The organism is Bradyrhizobium sp. SZCCHNR1053 (genome assembly GCF_032381235.1).
Classification (GTDB): Bacteria; Pseudomonadota; Alphaproteobacteria; order Rhizobiales; family Xanthobacteraceae; genus Bradyrhizobium.
The window spans coordinates 378,534-394,549 of the sequence record NZ_JAUHJM010000003.1 but is presented as its reverse complement, the minus strand read 5'-3'; the positions used below and the strand labels follow the sequence as shown (position 1 = coordinate 394,549).

Annotated in this window: 15 protein-coding genes; all 15 read right to left on the bottom strand. The window is 65.2% G+C overall.

Translation table 11 applies throughout. The annotated features are described in order from the left end of the window. Positions 1-48: 48 nt before the first annotated feature. The gene (locus tag QX051_RS11005) at positions 49-378 is read right to left on the bottom strand and encodes a DUF2160 domain-containing protein (RefSeq protein ID WP_315738392.1); all 330 of its coding nucleotides are present in this window, start codon (positions 376-378) and stop codon (positions 49-51) included. A 187-nt stretch (positions 379-565) separates the two neighbouring features. Next, a complete protein-coding gene (locus QX051_RS11000; protein WP_315776113.1) occupies positions 566-1,372 on the bottom strand; it encodes a carbohydrate ABC transporter permease in 807 nt (268 codons plus the stop codon). Further along, positions 1,372-2,274 carry a sugar ABC transporter permease gene (locus tag QX051_RS10995; protein WP_315738394.1) on the bottom strand — a complete coding sequence of 301 codons (903 nt, stop codon included), beginning with the start codon at positions 2,272-2,274 and terminating at the stop codon, positions 1,372-1,374. The genes QX051_RS11000 and QX051_RS10995 overlap by 1 nt, the downstream gene beginning before the upstream one ends. Before the next feature lie 3 nt (positions 2,275-2,277). Then, on the bottom strand, positions 2,278-3,360 hold the full coding sequence (locus QX051_RS10990) for an ABC transporter ATP-binding protein (protein WP_315738395.1): 1,083 nt from the start codon (positions 3,358-3,360) through the stop codon (positions 2,278-2,280). Positions 3,361-3,372: 12 nt separating this feature from the next. Further along, positions 3,373-4,455 carry an ABC transporter ATP-binding protein gene (locus QX051_RS10985; protein WP_315738396.1) on the bottom strand — a complete coding sequence of 361 codons (1,083 nt, stop codon included), beginning with the start codon at positions 4,453-4,455 and terminating at the stop codon, positions 3,373-3,375. After that, the gene (glpD, locus tag QX051_RS10980) at positions 4,452-6,005 is read right to left on the bottom strand and encodes a glycerol-3-phosphate dehydrogenase (RefSeq protein WP_315776112.1); all 1,554 of its coding nucleotides are present in this window, start codon (positions 6,003-6,005) and stop codon (positions 4,452-4,454) included. Before glpD ends, QX051_RS10985 begins: the two co-directional genes overlap by 4 nt. 153 nt (positions 6,006-6,158) lie before the next feature. Then, positions 6,159-6,992, bottom strand: a complete 834-nt coding sequence (locus tag QX051_RS10975; RefSeq protein WP_315738398.1) for a DeoR/GlpR family DNA-binding transcription regulator — start codon at positions 6,990-6,992, stop codon at positions 6,159-6,161. Positions 6,993-7,150: 158 nt separating this feature from the next. Then, positions 7,151-7,342, bottom strand: coding sequence for a hypothetical protein (locus tag QX051_RS10970; protein ID WP_315738399.1), 192 nt, complete (start codon positions 7,340-7,342; stop codon positions 7,151-7,153). Positions 7,343-7,502: 160 nt separating this feature from the next. Next, positions 7,503-7,745 (bottom strand): hypothetical protein, encoded by a 243-nt coding sequence (locus QX051_RS10965; RefSeq protein ID WP_315738400.1) that lies wholly within the window; start codon positions 7,743-7,745, stop codon positions 7,503-7,505. A 369-nt stretch (positions 7,746-8,114) separates the two neighbouring features. Further along, positions 8,115-8,543: an acyl-CoA thioesterase gene (locus QX051_RS10960; RefSeq protein ID WP_315738401.1), complete on the bottom strand. Its 429-nt coding sequence runs from the start codon at positions 8,541-8,543 to the stop codon at positions 8,115-8,117. A gap of 51 nt (positions 8,544-8,594) precedes the next feature. Further along, positions 8,595-9,218: a flavin reductase family protein gene (locus QX051_RS10955; protein ID WP_315776111.1), complete on the bottom strand. Its 624-nt coding sequence runs from the start codon at positions 9,216-9,218 to the stop codon at positions 8,595-8,597. 65 nt (positions 9,219-9,283) lie between these two features. Next, entirely contained in the window at positions 9,284-9,892 is a 609-nt protein-coding gene (locus QX051_RS10950; RefSeq protein WP_315773451.1) for a TetR/AcrR family transcriptional regulator, read from the bottom strand. 24 nt (positions 9,893-9,916) lie between these two features. Further along, the gene (locus tag QX051_RS10945) at positions 9,917-13,057 is read right to left on the bottom strand and encodes an efflux RND transporter permease subunit (RefSeq protein WP_315776110.1); all 3,141 of its coding nucleotides are present in this window, start codon (positions 13,055-13,057) and stop codon (positions 9,917-9,919) included. Positions 13,058-13,326: 269 nt separating this feature from the next. Then, a complete protein-coding gene (locus QX051_RS10940) occupies positions 13,327-14,433 on the bottom strand; it encodes an efflux RND transporter periplasmic adaptor subunit (RefSeq protein ID WP_315756977.1) in 1,107 nt (368 codons plus the stop codon). 226 nt (positions 14,434-14,659) lie between these two features. Then, positions 14,660-15,991 carry an MFS transporter gene (locus QX051_RS10935; RefSeq protein WP_315773399.1) on the bottom strand — a complete coding sequence of 444 codons (1,332 nt, stop codon included), beginning with the start codon at positions 15,989-15,991 and terminating at the stop codon, positions 14,660-14,662. Between the last annotated feature and the right edge of the window lie 25 nt (positions 15,992-16,016).

The window sequence follows — 16,016 nt, the reverse complement described above, 5'->3', positions numbered from 1 at the left end:
ACGTATCCAGGTCCGGGTTGCCCCCGGATCTGCCCTTCCTCGCCTGCCTCAGACGGTGCGAAAGATCGCAACGGCGGATGCAAGCGAAATTGCGGTCGCGAGCCACAGGCTCGAAACCTCAAAACTGTCCTCGCCGACCGGCAGGGTCGCGATCGTGTCGGTGCCGACAAGCCCGATCCAGACGAGGTGAATGACGGCGGCCGAGATCAGCGAGATGAACAGGCGGTCGCCGCGCGTGGTCGGAATGCGCAGCACGCCGACGCGCTCGGCCTCGGGATAGCGCGCGGCGAGTAGCGTCATGACGCCAAGGGTGCAGGCCAGCGCGGCGAAGAAGATCGCCGTCGGCGCAGTCCAGGCCATCCATGCGATGCTGTCCATGGCTATCAGCTCCAGGCGATAATGCACCCCCTCCCCCGCTTGCGGGGGAGGGTTGGGGTGGGGGCGCCGCGAGTCCGACTGCCCAAGAGGAGAGATGCCCCCACCCGTATCGCATCTGGCGATGCGATACGGCCTCCCCCGCAAGCGGGAGAGGCGGAACGGAGGCCGTCGCGGATCGTCTGCATCATCACACCCGCCCCAGCGCGAAGCCGCGCGCGATGTAGTTGCGGACGAACCAGATGACGAGCGCGCCCGGGATGATGGTCAGCACGCCGGCAGCCGCGAGCAGGCCCCAATCCATGCCGGACGCCGACACGGTACGGGTCATCACCGCCGAGATCGGCTTGGCATAGACCGAGGTCAGCGTGCGCGCGAGCAGCAGCTCGACCCAGGAGAACATGAAGCAGAAGAAGGCGGCGACGCCGATGCCGCTGGCGATCAGCGGCACCAGGATCTTCACGAAGAAGCGCGGGAACGAATAGCCGTCGAGGAACGCCGTCTCGTCGATCTCGCGCGGGACGGAGGACACGAAGCCCTCGAGGATCCAGACCGCGAGCGGGATGTTGAAGATGCAATGCGCCAGCGCGACCGCCCACGGCGTATCGAACAGGCCGATCGCCGAGTACAGATTGAAGAACGGCAGCGCGTAGACCGCGGCCGGCGCCATGCGGTTCGACAGCAGCCAGAAGAACAGGTGCTTGTCGCCGAGGAAGCGGTAGCGCGAGAACGCATAGGCCGCCGGCAGCGCCACGAGGATCGAGATCACCGTGTTGATGATCACGTATTTCAGCGAGTTGATGTAGCCGGAATACCAGCTCTCGTCGGTGAAGATGCGCATGTAGTTGGCCAGCGTCGGCTGATGCGGCCAGAGCGTCATCGTTGTGACGATCTCGTTGTTGGTCTTGAAGCTCATGTTGACGAGCCAGTAGATCGGCAACAGCAGGAAGACCAGGAACAGCGAGATGATGATGCGACGGCCCGGAATGGTGTTCATCACGCGCCCCCCTTCACCGGCCGGCGCTCGGCGCCGGCATTGGTCATGATGGTGTAGAACACCCAGCACACGATGAGGATGATCAGATTGTAGACCAGCGATAGCGCCGCCGCCTTGCCGAGGTCGAACTGGCCGAGCGCGATCTTGACGAGCTCGATCGAGATGAAGGTCGTCGAATTGCCCGGTCCGCCGCCGGTGACGACGAACGGCTCGGTGTAGATCATGAAGCTGTCCATGAAGCGCAGCAGCACGGCGATCAGCAGCACGCGATGCATCTTTGGCAGCTGGATTGCGGTAAACACCGCCCAGCGCGAGGCGCCGTCGATCTGCGCAGCCTGATAATAGGCGTCGGGGATCGACTTCAGGCCGGCATAGCACAGCAGCGCCACCAGGCTGGTCCAGTGCCACACGTCCATCACGATGACGGTGGCCCAGGCATCGAGATCGTTGGACACGTAATTGTAGTCGATGCCTACGCTCGTCAACGCATAGCCAAGCAGGCCGATGTCGGGCCGGCCGAAAATCTGCCAGATGGTGCCGACCACGTTCCACGGAATCAAGAGCGGCAGCGCCAGCACGACGAGGCAGAAGGCCACGGTCCATCCGCCCCGCGGCATCGACAGCGCCACGACGATGCCGAGCGGCACCTCGATGGCCAGAATTGCGAGCGAGAAGATCAGGTTGCGCCCGAGCGAGGCGAGGAAGCGGCCGCCGAGATCGGTCGAGGGATCGAGCAGCTCCTTGAACCAGCCGACGCCGTTCCAGAAGAACTGGTTGTTGCCGAACGTGTCCTGCATCGAATAGTTCACGACCGTCATCAGCGGCAGGATGGCGGAGAACGCCACCAGCAGGAACACCGGCAGCACCAGGAACCAGGCCTTGTTGTTGATGGTCTTGTCCATCACTCAGGCTCCCTCGACGAGACGGCTGTCGGCGTAGACATGGACATAGGCTGGATTGAACTTCAGCCCGATCGCCGAGCCCTGCGGCGAGAAGCCGGCCGGCAGTCGCGCGGCGAACTTGACGTCGCCGACACGAACGCGCGCGAAGCGGATGCGGCCGAGATCGTCGACGCGCTCGATATTGGCATCGAGCAGGCCGGGTCCGGGCTGAGCGACATCGACGAATTCCGGACGGACGCCGATCTCGATCTTGGCTCCGGCCGGCAGCGCGTCGTAGCTGCGCGCCAGCGTCAGGGTGTGACCGTCGATGCGGGCTTCACGTCCATTCACCTCGGCCGAGAGGATGTTCATGCCGGGCGAGCCGATGAAGTAGCCGACGAAGGTATGGGCCGGCTTGTCGAACAGCTCAGCGGGCGTGCCGCTCTGCACCACGCGGCCGTCATGCATCACGACGACGGTGTCGGCGAAGGTCAGCGCCTCGGTCTGATCGTGGGTGACGTAGATCATCGTCAGATCGAGCTCGCGATGCAGCGCCTTCAGCTTGGAGCGCAACTGCCATTTCAGCTCGGGATCGATCACGGTCAGCGGCTCGTCGAACAAGACGGCGGCGACGTCGGAGCGCACCAGGCCGCGGCCGAGCGAGATCTTCTGCTTGGCGTCGGCGGTCAAGCGCGTGGCCTTGCGGTTGAGGTCCGGCGTGAGATCGAGCAGACGTGCGATCTCTGCAACGCGCTTGTCGATCTCGGCCCTTGGCACGCCGCGGTTCTTCAGAGGAAACGCAAGATTTTCGCCCACCGTCATCGTGTCGTAGATGACCGGAAACTGGAACACCTGCGCGATGTTGCGTTCGCGGGTCGAGGCTTTGGTGATGTCCTTGCCGTCGAACAGGATCTTGCCGTGCGAGGGCGTCAGGATGCCGGAGATCAGGTTGAGCAGCGTGGTCTTTCCGCAGCCGGACGGGCCGAGCAGCGCATAGGCGCCGCCCTGGCGCCAGGTCATCGTCACCGGCTTCAGCGCGTAGCTCTCGATATCGCCGCTGTTGCCGTTGTAGGCGTGGGCGAGATCGACGAGGTCAATGCGGGCCATGCGGCATCTCCCTCAGATCGCCGGCGCGGCGACCAGGCGGTCGCCGGCGTCGAACACGAACACATTGGACGGATCGAGCACCGCGTCGAGGATCTCGCCGGGCTCGTATTCATGGACGCCGTGCAGCACGGAGACCCAGTTCATGCCGTCGCGCGTCAGATGCACGAAGCTCTCCGATCCCGTGATCTCGGTGACCGAGACGGTCGCAGGAAAGGCATGGCGGCCGTGGCTGCCGTCGCCTTTGCCAAGCCCGAGTTGATGCGGGCGGAAGCCGACGCGGTAGGCGCCATCGGGCAGATCAGCATAGAGGCCGACCGCCGGCGCCTTGACCCCGCCGGCATACTCCACGCTCTCGCCGCGCTTCTGGATCTCGACCGTGTTCATCGGCGGATCCGAGAATACCTGGCCGACACGTAAGGTGTCGGGTCGGCGATACACGGCCGCGGTATCGCCGGCCTGTAGCGCCTGCCCTTCCCACATGCAGATGGTGCGGCCACCGAGCAGCAGCGCCTCCGACGGCTCGGTGGTGGCGTAGACGAAGATCGCGCCCGAGGCCTCGAAGATGCGCGGCAGCTCGGTCCGCAGTTCCTCGCGCAGCTTGTAGTCGAGATTGGCGAGCGGCTCGTCCAGCAGCACGAGGTCCGCCCCCTTCACCAGTGCGCGCGCAATCGCCGTGCGCTGCTGCTGGCCGCCGGAGAGCTGCAGCGGCGTGCGCTTCAGATAGGGCTCGAGCCGCAGCAGCCGGGCGGCTTCCGCCACGCGCTTCTCGATCTCCTGGCGCGACTTGCCTTGCACGCGCAGCGGCGAGGCGATGTTCTCATAGACCGAGAGCGAGGGATAGTTGATGAACTGCTGATAGACCATCGCGACCGAGCGCTGCCGCACGTCGGCGCCGGTGACGTCCTTGCCGTCGACCAGCACCCGCCCCGTGGTCGGCCGGTCGAGGCCGGCGAGCAGCCGCATGATCGAGGTCTTGCCGGACAGCGTCGGCCCGAGCAGCACGCTCAGCGTGCCGCGCTGCAACGTCAGCGAGACGTCGCGAATGGTGGTCACGCCGTCGACGATTCGGGAGACGTGATCGAGCGTGACGCTCATGCGCGCCCTCCCGCCTCACGCGCCGGCACGGCGGAGCGCTCGCGATTGGCTGTGATCCACGCATCGAGCGCGGCGATCTCAGCCGCCGACATCCGCAACCCCAGCTTCGATCGACGCCACACGATGTCCTCGGCCGTCAACGCCCACTCGTTCGTCATCAGGTACCTGACTTCACGCTCCGTCAAGGTGCCACCGAAATCCTGGCCGAGATCGGCCAAAGATGTCGCACCGGCGAGCATGGCCGCAGCCCGCGTGCCATAGGCATGGGCGATCCGCTTCGCATGTGCATCCGACAGGAACGGATAGGTCTTGCGGAGATCCGCAATCAACGGCGCAACGGCCGAAACCTTCATGTCGCCGCCGGGCAGCGGCGCCTTGCCGGTCCACCCCTCCTCCGCCTTGCCACCTTTCACATAGGGCGCGAGACGCTCCAGCGCCTCTTCCGACAGGCGCCGGTAGGTGGTGATCTTGCCGCCATAGATCGACAGCAGCGGCAAGCCGCCGGGCGTATCGAGCTCGAACACGTAGTCGCGGGTCGCCGCCTTGGCCTCGCTGGCGCCATCGTCATAGAGCGGACGCACGCCGGAATAGCTCCACACCACGTCGGCCGGCGTCACCGGCTTGGCGAGATATTCCCCGAGCGCGGCGCAGAGATAGGCGATCTCCTCGTCGGTCGCCTTCACCTTGGCCGGATCGCCCTGATAGTCGCGATCGGTGGTGCCGATCAGCGTGAAATCCTGCTGATAGGGAATGGTGAAGATGATGCGGCCGTCGGCGTTCTGGAAGATGTAGGCGCGGTCGTGGTCATAGAGCTTGCGCACCACGATGTGCGACCCCTGCACCAGCCGCACTTTCGCTTTCGCATTGACGCCGGCGCCGGTCGCCAGCACCTGCTCGACCCAGGGACCGGCGGCATTGACCAGCGCGCGCGCCTTGATGGTCTCGCGCTCGCCGGTCTGCGTGTTCTCGGTGGTGACCAGCCAATGGCTGCCATCCTGCCGGATTTCGATCGCGCGCGTGCGGGTGCGGATGACGGCGCCGCGATCGACGGCATCGCGCGCGGTCAGCACGACCAGACGCGCATCGTCGACGAAGCAGTCGGAATATTCGAAGCCCTTGCTGTAGCGCCCGGGGATCAAGGGGCGGCCGACCTCGTCGCTGCGCAGGTTCACCGACCGCGTCGGCGGCAGCAGCTTGCGGCCGCCGAGATGATCATAAAGGAACAGGCCGAGGCGCAGCAGCCAGGCCGGGCGCAGGCCCGAATGATGCGGTAGCACGAAACGCAACGGGCGGATGATGTGGGGCGCGATCTGCCACAGGATTTCGCGCTCGATCAGCGCCTCGCGGACCAGCCGGAACTCGTAATATTCGAGATAGCGCAGGCCGCCATGCACGAGCTTGGTGGACCAGGACGAGGTTCCGCTCGCCAGATCGTTCATTTCACAAAGGAAAACGGAATTTCCGCGTCCGGCCGCATCGCGCGCGATGCCGCAACCGTTCACGCCGCCTCCGATAATGGCGAGGTCGTAGATCCGCTCCAACAGACGCATCCCCCGGCAATCGCCTTGACTGTGGCGATTTCACTTTCGGTTTCGAGTTAAACACAAACGAAAGTGAAAGCAAATCGAAATTCGCATGTTGGGCCGCGATTGGGCAAAACCTGCCCAAACCGGGATCAAGGAGCCTGCGAGAGTGGCGGAAAGTCAGGCGCGGCGGAGCACGGCGGACCCCGCCGTTTCGGTTGCCTCCGCGACGTCGTCGGCGTCGGCGGCGGGCATCGCCGAGACCACCTCGATGCCGCGGCTATGGCAGAGGCTGGCCAGTCCGTCCGGCAGCGGCCGGTCGGTGACGAAGGTCTGGATCTGGCTGAGATGGGCGATGCGCACCGGCGCGCTGCGATGAAGCTTGGTGGAATCGGCGACCAGCATCACGCTGCGGGCATTGGCGATGATGGCCTGGGCTACCTGCACCTCGCGATAGTCGAAGTCGAGCAGCGCGCCCTCCTCGTCGATCGCGGATGCGCCGATGATCGCGTAGTCGACCTTGAACTGGCCGATCAGCTGCGTCGCCGTCGATCCGATCACGCCGCCATCCGAGCGCCGCACCGTGCCGCCGGCCACGATCACCTCGATGCGCGGATGCGGATAGAGCAGCATCGCGACGTTGAGATTGTTGGTGATGACGAGCAGGTCCTGGTGCGACGACAGCGCGCTCGCCACCTCCTCCGTCGTGGTGCCGATGTTGATGAAGAGCGAGGAGCCGTTCGGAATCCGCGCGGCGGCGACCGCGCCGATCGCCTTCTTCTCGTCGGCAGCGACGAAGCGCCGCGCCTCGTAGGCGAGATTCTCGACGCCGGAGGCGATGATGGCGCCGCCATGGATGCGCGTCAGCGCGCGCTGCTCGCACAGATCATTGAGGTCCTTGCGGATGGTCTGGGCCGAGACTTCGAAGCGGCGCGCGAGATCCTCCACCATGACGCGGCCGGAGGCGCGGGCGATGTTGAGGATGTCGGTCTGGCGTTGGGAAAGGACGGCCATGGCAAGCTTTCAGGACAAGCTGCACCATGGTGATGCTGATCGAGTCAAGCGTCAATCGGCGAAGCATTGGGCGCATCGCAGCAATCGCCGGCTCGGAGCACGTCCGGCGCGGCACGGTCCGGCTGACGTGCGCCGGCGGCCGCCTGCGCCAAGCTCGCTCAGGCGGCTGCGCTCAGCTCGCCGGTCACGAGCCGAAGCGCGGCGCGTTCGGCTTCGCGGGCATTGCGAAACACCTGGCCCTCGAGGGCATTGAAGCGATGGGACGCCGCGAAGAAGCGGAAGCCGCCACGATCGCGGACGACGATCCCCGCCGCCTGGGAGCTGACCTCGATGATATAGGTGTCGGACATTGCGAAATCCCGTCGTTCATTCCGGGGCGTATAACGGGGCTCTATGACGAACGTTCCGGTCCTGGAGCCGCCGGCTATCCGATCTGCATGCCAACAGGAAATTGTGTGGATGTTATGTTGGCTGCGCTGCACGCGCCTTCACCGTCACGACACGGCCGAATCAGCGTGGATCATTCGGGACGAGCGTCGGCCTGCGCAGCGACGCATCGGCCCCGCCGATGCGATCGTGATGCTGACCCAGCAACTGATAGATGGTGCGCAGATCCTTCAACACCTCGACTTGATCTTCACGAAACGCACTGAGCTGATTCTCGTAGACGCAAATCCTGCGCTCGGCGTGGAGAAGCCGCTGCTGCAGCTTCTTCAGGACCTGCAAGATCAGTTTCTCGTCGACGTCCGACATGGACTTCCTCCCACCCTGTTCGCGCACCGCGCCCCGCCATTTCCCTGTGCCGGCAATTTTTTCCGGCTGGCCCTTTTGGCCTTGTTGATCGGAAGCGGACTACCAACCTCGATGCCCGTCCGATGCGCCACTCGAAGCGCGCAATGAGGCAGAGACGCGGCATCGCACCTCCAAGCAACCAGAACTTGCAAATATCGTAAACACGCCTGCCCTGTGGACAAGACCTACATCGCGCGAGATTGATCGGCACAGACGCCGCAAACGCGTGCTCGAATGAACGCGCACCGCCGGATCACGGTTCCTATGCCGAGCAAGTGGCATATGCCGGGCATTAACTGATGTTATTTTGGCGGGAGACCAAGATTGCGATCAGGCCGTGGTCGCCCCGTCGCGCCGGATCGGCTGCGGCCGGCCGTCGTCGTCGATCGAGACGTAGGTGAAGTTGCCGTCGGTGACGAGGATCGGCTGCTCCTCCTTCCGGCGCAGCACCCAGGCTTCGAGACGCACCGTCATCGAGGTGCGGCCGACGCGGACGAGATGCGCATAGACCGAAACGAGATCGCCGACATAGACCGCCTTGCGGAAGTTCATCGCCTCGATCGCGACCGTCACCGTGCGCGACTTCGCGACCTTGGCGGCGTACACGCCGCCGCCGACGTCCATCTGGCTGAGCAGCCAGCCGCCGAAGATGTCGCCATTGGCATTGGTGTCGGCCGGCATCGCCAGAGTGCGGATGCAGAGATCGCCGCGGGGCTCGGTCGGCGCGGACAGCGCGGCATGGATGGTCGCTTCGGTCACGTCGGATGGTCTCCAATTGCGGGAGCGTTCAAGAGGCGTCGAGCAAGGCCGTCAGTCTGGCCTCGCCATTTCGAACATCGCCTCCTGCATGATCTCGAAATAGTCGCCGCGACGGCCGGCGCGGACGATCGGATGCGCCAGCGCAGTCTGATAGACCCCGTCCTTGATCAGCGTCTTGTCGATATGCACGCCGACCACCTCGCCGAGCGTCAGCCAGGCCTGCGCCTTGGCACCATCGGCGCCCTGCAGCTGAATGATCTGCGTCACTTTGCACTCGAACGCCACGGGGCTTTCGCCGACCCGCGGCACGTTGACGAATTTGCACGGCACCGGCGTGACGCCCGCGAGCTTGAACTCGTCGACCTCGCGCGCGACATGCGCGGCGGTCGCATTCATCTGCGTGGCCAGGCCGCGCGTCACCAGGTTCCAGACGAACTCGCCGGTGTCCTGGATGTTGGCGACCGAGTCCTTCCACTGCGTCGAGGAGAAGCCGATGATCGGCGGGGTGTAGTTGAAGGCGTTGAAAAAGCTGTAGGGGGCGAGATTGACGTGACCGTCCGGATCGCGCGACGAGATCCAGCCGATCGGACGGGGGGCGACGATGGCATTGAAGGGATCGTGGCGGAGGCCGTGGCCGTTCTTCGGTTCGTAGAAATGCAGATCCCGTTCGGTCACGCCGTCGTCCCTTCCGTCATTGCGGGGAGCGCAAGCGACGAAGCTTCGCTCGAATGACGGCGAACTTAGCTTGCAGCGCCCCTGGAACCAAGCCCTGCCAGCACGAAATCGATCATCTCGTCGACCGTCGGGCCCGGCTTGGTCGCGCATTGCGCGATCATCTGCGGATGGAAGAAGCGCATCATCGCGGTCGTCGCACATTTTGCCGCCAGCGGCAGATCGGTGACGGCGAATTCGCCGGAGGCCGCGCCCTGCCCGATCACGCGGCCGATGATCTCGGTGATCAGCAGCATGTGCGCCTCGCAGACGTCCCAGCTCTCCTCCATCGCCACCGCGACCATCTCGTGCAGCTTGTTGTCGCCGACATAGCGCTCGGTGTTCATGCGATGAATGGTGCCAAGCAGCTCGCGCAGCCGCGGCGCCGCAGGCCCCGCCCGCTCCGCGATCGCGATGGCAGCCGCCTCGACCTGCGCCATCAGCGTGCGGGCGACCCCCCGGTGGATCGCCTTCTTGGAATCGAAGAACCGGTAGACATTCGCCGGGCTCATGCGGAGCTCCTTGGCGATGTCGGCGACGGTCGTCTTCTGGTAGCCGATCTGTCGAAACAGACGCTCAGCAACGACGAGAATGCGTTCGTGCGTATCGGATTCGATATGGTCGGAAACCAGGGTCATCATGCCTGCGATCTTGTTGGTCCTTCATTCGGCGGCCTCGGCCAAAGGAAGCGCGGGCCTCGGCACGTCAACGTGCTGCGTTGCGGAATGATCCGCGTCCTTCGTTCCGCGCTCGTCCAGGCTCTTGCGGAACCATAGGGCATACAATCCTGGCAAGTACAGCAGCGTGAGAAAGGTTGCAACGAACAACCCGCCCATGATGGTGATCGCCATCGGGCCCCAGAACGCCGAGCGCGACAGCGGGATCATGGCGAGGATCGCGGCCAGCGCGGTGAGCACCACGGGCCGGGCGCGGCGCACCGTGGCCTCGATGATCGCGTCCTTGCGGGTCAGACCATGGGCGACGTCGGTCTCGATCTGATCGACCAGGATCACCGCGTTGCGCATAATCATGCCGGCAAGTGCAATCAGGCCAAGCAGCGCCACGAAGCCGAACGGCGCGTTGGCGACATTGAGCCCGAGTGAGGCACCGACAATGCCGAGCGGCGCGGTCAGGAACACCAGGATCAGCCGCGAGAAGCTCTGCAGCTGGATCATCAGCAGGGTCAGCATCACGATGACCATCAGCGGAAACAGCACGAAGATCGAGGCATTGCCCTTGGCGGATTCCTCGAACGCGCCGCCGGCCTCGATCCGGTAGGCGGGCTCGAGGTGGTTGCGGATGTCCTGTAGCTTCGGCGAGATCTGGTTGGTGACATCGGGCGCCTGGACCCCGTCCGCCACGTCGGCGCGCACGGTGATCGCCATGTCGCGGTTGCGCCGCCACAGGATCGGCTCCTCGTGGGAATACTCGATCCTGGCGATCTGCTGCAGCGGCACCGCGATGCCGTTCTTCGAGGTGATGGTGAGATCGCCGACATGGGCGAGATCCAGCCGCTCGGACGGCGCCGCACGCGCGACGACGCCGACCTTCTCGATGCCGTCGCGGATGGTCGTGACCTGCACGCCGGAGATCAGCATCGCCAGCGATTGCGACACGTCCTGCGGGGTCAGGCCAAGTGCGCGGGCACGATCCTGGTCGACGACCAGCTTGAGGTAGGGCGACTGCTCGTTCCAGTCGAGCTGCGGATCCCTGACGTTCGGGTTCTGGCGCATGACGTCGCGCACCTGGTAGGCGATCTCGCGCACCTTGGCCGCATCGGGGCCGATGATGCGGAACTGGACGGGGAAGCCGACCGGCGGACCGAAATTGAAGCGATCGACCCGGACGCGCGCTTCGTTCAGCTCGCCATTCGCAGCCGCGGTCTCGATCTTGGCCTTGATGCGCTCGCGCGCGGCGACGTCCTTGGCGACGATCACGATCTCGGCGAAGGCTTCGTTCGGCAGTTGCGGGTTGAGACCGAGCCAGAAGCGCGGCGAGCCCTGCCCGACATAGGCGGTGTAGGTCTCGATGTCCTTGTCATCCTTCAAGAGCGCTTCGGCCTTGCGTGCCGCCTTCTCGGTGACGCTGAAGGCGGTGCCCTCCGGCAGCCGCAGCTGCAAGAACAGCTCGGGCCGCTCCGACAGCGGAAAGAACTGCTGCTGGACATGGCCGAAGGCCACGATCGATGCCGCGAAGACGCCGACCGTCGCGGCAACGGTGGTGATTCGATGCGTGACGCACCAGCGCACGATGGCGCGCAGGCCGCGATACATGCGCGTGTCGTAGACCGCGTGCTCGTCATGGCCGTGATGGGCCTTCATGTCGGGCAGCAGCTTGACACCGATATAGGGCGTGAAGATCACGGCGACGAACCAGGACGCGACCAGCGCGATGGCGACGATCCAGAAGATGCTGCCGGCATATTCGCCGACGGCCGAATTGGCGAAGCCGATCGGCAGGAAGCCGGCGGCCGTGACCAGGGTTCCGGTCAGCATCGGGAACGCGGTGGATTCCCAGGCAAAGGACGCAGCGCGCATCCGGTCCCAGCCCTGCTCCATCTTCACCACCATCATCTCGACCGCGATGATGGCATCGTCCACCAGGAGGCCGAGCGCGATGATGAGGGCTCCGAGCGAGATGCGATGCAGGTTGAGCCCCATGATGTTCATGACGATGAAGACGAGCCCGAGCACCAGCGGCACCGACAGTGCCACGACGATGCCGGTGCGCCAGCCGAGCGCCAGGAACGACACGAACAGCACGATCACCAGCGCTTCGACGAACGAGTGCACGAACTCGCTGACGGCGTGCTCGACCACCTTGGGCTGGTCGGCGATCTGCTCGATCTCGATGCCCTGCGGCACCGCCTTCATGAAATCCGCGGCGGCGGCGTGCACCTCCTTGCCGAGCTCCAGGATGTTGGCCTCCTTGGCGGTGACGACGCCGATGCCGAGCGCGGGCTTGCCCTCCTGCCGCACCTTGAAGCTCGGCGGATCGACGAAGCCGTGGCTGACGGTGGCGATATCGCCGAGCCGGAACACGCGTCCGTTGCTTTCGACCGGCGTCTCCGCGACCGCCTTGGCGCCGTCGAGCGCGCCGGTGACGCGCAGCGGCACGCGCTGCGACGAGGTCTCGACCGTGCCGGCCGGGGTCACATTGTTCTGCTTGGCAAGCGAATCGAACAGCGCCTGCGGCGTGATGCCGAGGGTGGCGAGCTTGGCATGGCTGAACTCGACATAGATGCGCTCGTCCTGGGTGCCGTAGAGATTGACCTTGGTAACGCCGGCGACCTTCAGCAGGCGCTGGCGCAGGCCTTCGGCGGTCTTCTTCAGCTGCGCATAGTCGGCGCCGTCGCCGGTCATCATGAACAGGATGGAATCGACGTCGGAGAACTCGTCATTGACGAACGGACCGATGATGCCCGACGGCAGCGACGACTGCACGTCGTCGAGCTTCTTGCGGATCAGATAGAACAGGTGCGGCACCTGGGCCGGCGGGGTCGAATCGCGGAAGGTCACCTGCATCGCGGTGAAGGCCGGCTTCGAATAGGTCTGCACCTTCTCGAAGTAAGGCAGCTCCTGCAGCTTCTTCTCGATGGGGTCGGCGACCTGGCTCTGCATCTCAGTCGCCGTGGCGCCGGGCCACATCACCGAGACGTTGACGACCTTGACGGTGAAGAACGGATCTTCGGCGCGGCCGAGCTTCTGATAGGAGAAGAAGCCGGCGACGCCGAGCGCGACGATCAGGAACAGCACCAGCGGCGGATGATTGACCGCCCAGGCCGACAGGTTGAACCGCTTCATGGGTGCTCTCCGAGATTCGATATCACTGGTCCGAGCCGTTGCTGTTAGTCACCGTCACCGCGAGCGAAGCGACCTGTCCGCCATAGCCCAAAGGGCGACGGCGGAAGCAATCCAGAATCCGCCTGCAGAAAACAGTCTGGATTGCGCCGTCGCTTCACTCCTCGCGATGACGACCGTTACGTCCGTCATTCCGGGGCGATGCGAAGCATCGAACCCGGAATCTCGAGGTTCCGGGTTCGCACTACGTGCGCCCCGGAACGACGGCAGAGCTAGAACGTCAGCGCCGACACGACGCGCACCCTCTGGCTGGGATCGATCTTCTGCACGCCGAGCGCCACGACCTTGTCGCCTTCGTCGACGCCTGACGTGACGAGCACGTCCTTGCTGTCATAGGCCTTCACCTTCACCGGCTTCAGCGCCACCTCGCCCTTGTCGTTGACGACGTAGAGCGACGGATCGCGGCCATCGCTGAACAGCGCCGACAGCGGCAGCCGCGCGACGCGCGTGGTGGCGGGATCGGCGAGCGTCAACGTCGCAGTCATGCCGAGCGAGACGGCGTCGCCGGCGTCCGGCAGCGAGAACTTGGCGAGATAGGTGCGCGTCGCGGAATCGGCGGTGGGCGCGATCTCGCGCAGCTTCGCCGCATATTGCTTGTTTGCCTCCGACCACAATGTGACGTAGGCGCTGCCGGTCTTGGCGCGTTCGAGCAGGGTCTCCGGGATCGCGACCACGGCCTCCTTCTCGGCAAAGCGCGCGACACGGATCGCGGCCTGGCCGGCGGCAACGACCACGCCTGGTTCGATCATGCTCGCGGTGACGACGCCGCGCGCGTCGGCAACCAGCGTCGCATAGGACAGCGAGTTGCGTGTCAGTTCGACCGAGCGCTCGGCGCGATTGAGCCGCGCCCTCGCCTCGTCGGCGGACGCCCTGGCCTGGTCCATCTGGGCATCCGTGGTCCAGCCCTTGGCGCGCAGCTCCTTGGCGCGGGTCTCGGCGGCGGAGGCCTGCGCCAGCACGCCGGTGGCGGCGCGGAATTCGGCTTCGGCCTGCTCGGCCTGCAGCTTCAGGTCGACCTCGTCGAGCGTGGCGAGCGGCTGGCCGACCTCCACGGTCTGGCCGACCTCGACCAGGCGCTTGGCGACCTTGCCGGCGACGCGGAAGCCGATATCGGCCTCGATGCGCGGCCGGATGGTGCCGACGAAGCTGCGCTCGGGCGTCTCGGCCTCGTAGTGGACGGGCGCGACCAGAACCGGCCGGACCGGCTCGGCCTTCTGGGCGACGGTTTCATTGCACCCGGCCAGGGCGACGGCCATCGTGGCCAGCGCAAGGCCCGTCAACAGCTTGGAATAGCTCGCGAAAATCAGGCGGATCAACATGGGGCACCCTCGCTGCTCTTACGAGGAAGTGTCGAATGTCGAATGACGATTGTCAATATTCGTCAGCAATCATGACTTCGTGATCATCTGGACACGTTGCCGCAGGTGCTCAGTGGAGCGGCAGGCCGGTTCGGAACTCCGCCGTGCGCTCAACCGCCACCGATTCCGGGGCCGTCCGCCGCCGCGGTCGAGCCCGGCCCCGCAATCAGGGCATGCACCGTGCGCTTCACTCCGCGGGCGCCTGCCCGGCGAATTCGACCTTGCTCTCATGGCCGCCGAAGAACGCGAGCAGCCCCGCGATCAGCGGCAGCACCGACAGCGCGAGCAGGCCGTGCGTGGTCGAGCCGGTCGTGTCCTTGATCCAGCCGACCAGATAGGGACCGCCGAATCCGGCGAGATTGCCGATCGAGTTGATCAGCGCAATTGCGCCGGCCGCGGCCGTACCCGACAGCCACGCCGTCGGCAGCGTCCAGAACACGCCGAAGACACAGAACACGCCGATCGCCGCGACCGTGAGCGCAACCATGGTGAGCGTGGGATCGCCAATCATGCTCGATGCGGCCAGCGCCACCGCGATCAGGATCAGCGGCGCGCCGACATGCATCACGCGCTCGCGTGTCGCATCGGAATGCCGCGCCCACAGGATCATCGCGACGGTGCCGAACGCATAGGGGATCGCGGTGACGAAGCCTGTCTGCACATTGGTCAGTCCGAATGCCTTGACGATCTGCGGCAGCCAGAACTGCATGCCGTAGAGCGCGCCGACGAAGCCGAAATAGATCAGGCTGAGCACGATCACCTTCGGCGACGACAGCGCCTCGCCGAGCGTCATGTGGCCGGCGGCCTGCTTCGCCGCCGTCTCGGCCTCGAGCTTCGCCGCGAGCCAGGCCTTCTGCTCCGCGGACAGCCAGGTCGCATGCTCCGGCCGGTCGGTCAGGTAGAACCAGGTGACGACGCCGAGGATGACCGAGGGGATGCCCTCGATGATGAACAGCCACTGCCAGCCCTGCAGTCCCATCAGGCCGTGCATGCCGAGCAGCAGGCCGGAGACCGGCGCGCCGATCACGGTCGAGATCGGCACGGCAACCGCGAAGGCGGCGAGGAAGCGCGCGCGATACTGGGCGGGGTACCAATAAGTGAGATAGAGGATGATGCCGGGAAAGAATCCGGCCTCGGCGACGCCGAGCAGGAAGCGCAGCGTGTAAAAGCTCCACGGGCCCGAGACCACGGCCATCAGCGCCGAGATGATGCCCCAAGTCACCATGATGCGCGCGATCCAGCGGCTGGCGCCGAACTTCTCCAGCGCCAGATTGCTCGGCACCTCGAAGATGAAATAGCCGATGAAGAAGATGCCCGCACCCCAGGCGAACACCAGCGGTGAGAATTTCAGCTCCGCATTCATGGTCAGCGCGGCGAAGCCGAGATTGACCCGGTCGAGATAGGAGAAGAAATAGGCCAGCACCAGAAACGGAATCAGGCGCCAGGAGATGGCGCGGATGGTCGCGGACTCGATATCGGAGCGGCCAAGCGCGGCCGGACTGGTGGCGGACGGACTCATCGATCTCCTCCCCGGAGCTTTCTGG

Excerpts from the sequence above, each read along its gene's own strand:
- QX051_RS10990 (WP_315738395.1), bottom strand. The coding sequence starts at position 3,360 with ATGGCCCGCATTGACCTCGTCGATCTCGCCCACGCCTACAACGGCAAC.
- QX051_RS10995 (WP_315738394.1), bottom strand. The coding sequence starts at position 2,274 with ATGGACAAGACCATCAACAACAAGGCCTGGTTCCTGGTGCTGCCGGTG.
- QX051_RS11005 (WP_315738392.1), bottom strand. The coding sequence starts at position 378 with ATGGACAGCATCGCATGGATGGCCTGGACTGCGCCGACGGCGATCTTC.
- QX051_RS10970 (WP_315738399.1), bottom strand. The coding sequence starts at position 7,342 with ATGTCCGACACCTATATCATCGAGGTCAGCTCCCAGGCGGCGGGGATC.
- QX051_RS10950 (WP_315773451.1), bottom strand. The coding sequence starts at position 9,892 with ATGACCCTGGTTTCCGACCATATCGAATCCGATACGCACGAACGCATT.
- QX051_RS10940 (WP_315756977.1), bottom strand. The coding sequence starts at position 14,433 with ATGTTGATCCGCCTGATTTTCGCGAGCTATTCCAAGCTGTTGACGGGC.
- QX051_RS10935 (WP_315773399.1), bottom strand. The coding sequence starts at position 15,991 with ATGAGTCCGTCCGCCACCAGTCCGGCCGCGCTTGGCCGCTCCGATATC.
- QX051_RS10975 (WP_315738398.1), bottom strand. The coding sequence starts at position 6,992 with ATGGCCGTCCTTTCCCAACGCCAGACCGACATCCTCAACATCGCCCGC.
- QX051_RS10985 (WP_315738396.1), bottom strand. The coding sequence starts at position 4,455 with ATGAGCGTCACGCTCGATCACGTCTCCCGAATCGTCGACGGCGTGACC.
- glpD (WP_315776112.1), bottom strand. The coding sequence starts at position 6,005 with ATGCGTCTGTTGGAGCGGATCTACGACCTCGCCATTATCGGAGGCGGC.
- QX051_RS11000 (WP_315776113.1), bottom strand. The coding sequence starts at position 1,372 with ATGAACACCATTCCGGGCCGTCGCATCATCATCTCGCTGTTCCTGGTC.
- QX051_RS10945 (WP_315776110.1), bottom strand. The coding sequence starts at position 13,057 with ATGAAGCGGTTCAACCTGTCGGCCTGGGCGGTCAATCATCCGCCGCTG.
- QX051_RS10965 (WP_315738400.1), bottom strand. The coding sequence starts at position 7,745 with ATGTCGGACGTCGACGAGAAACTGATCTTGCAGGTCCTGAAGAAGCTG.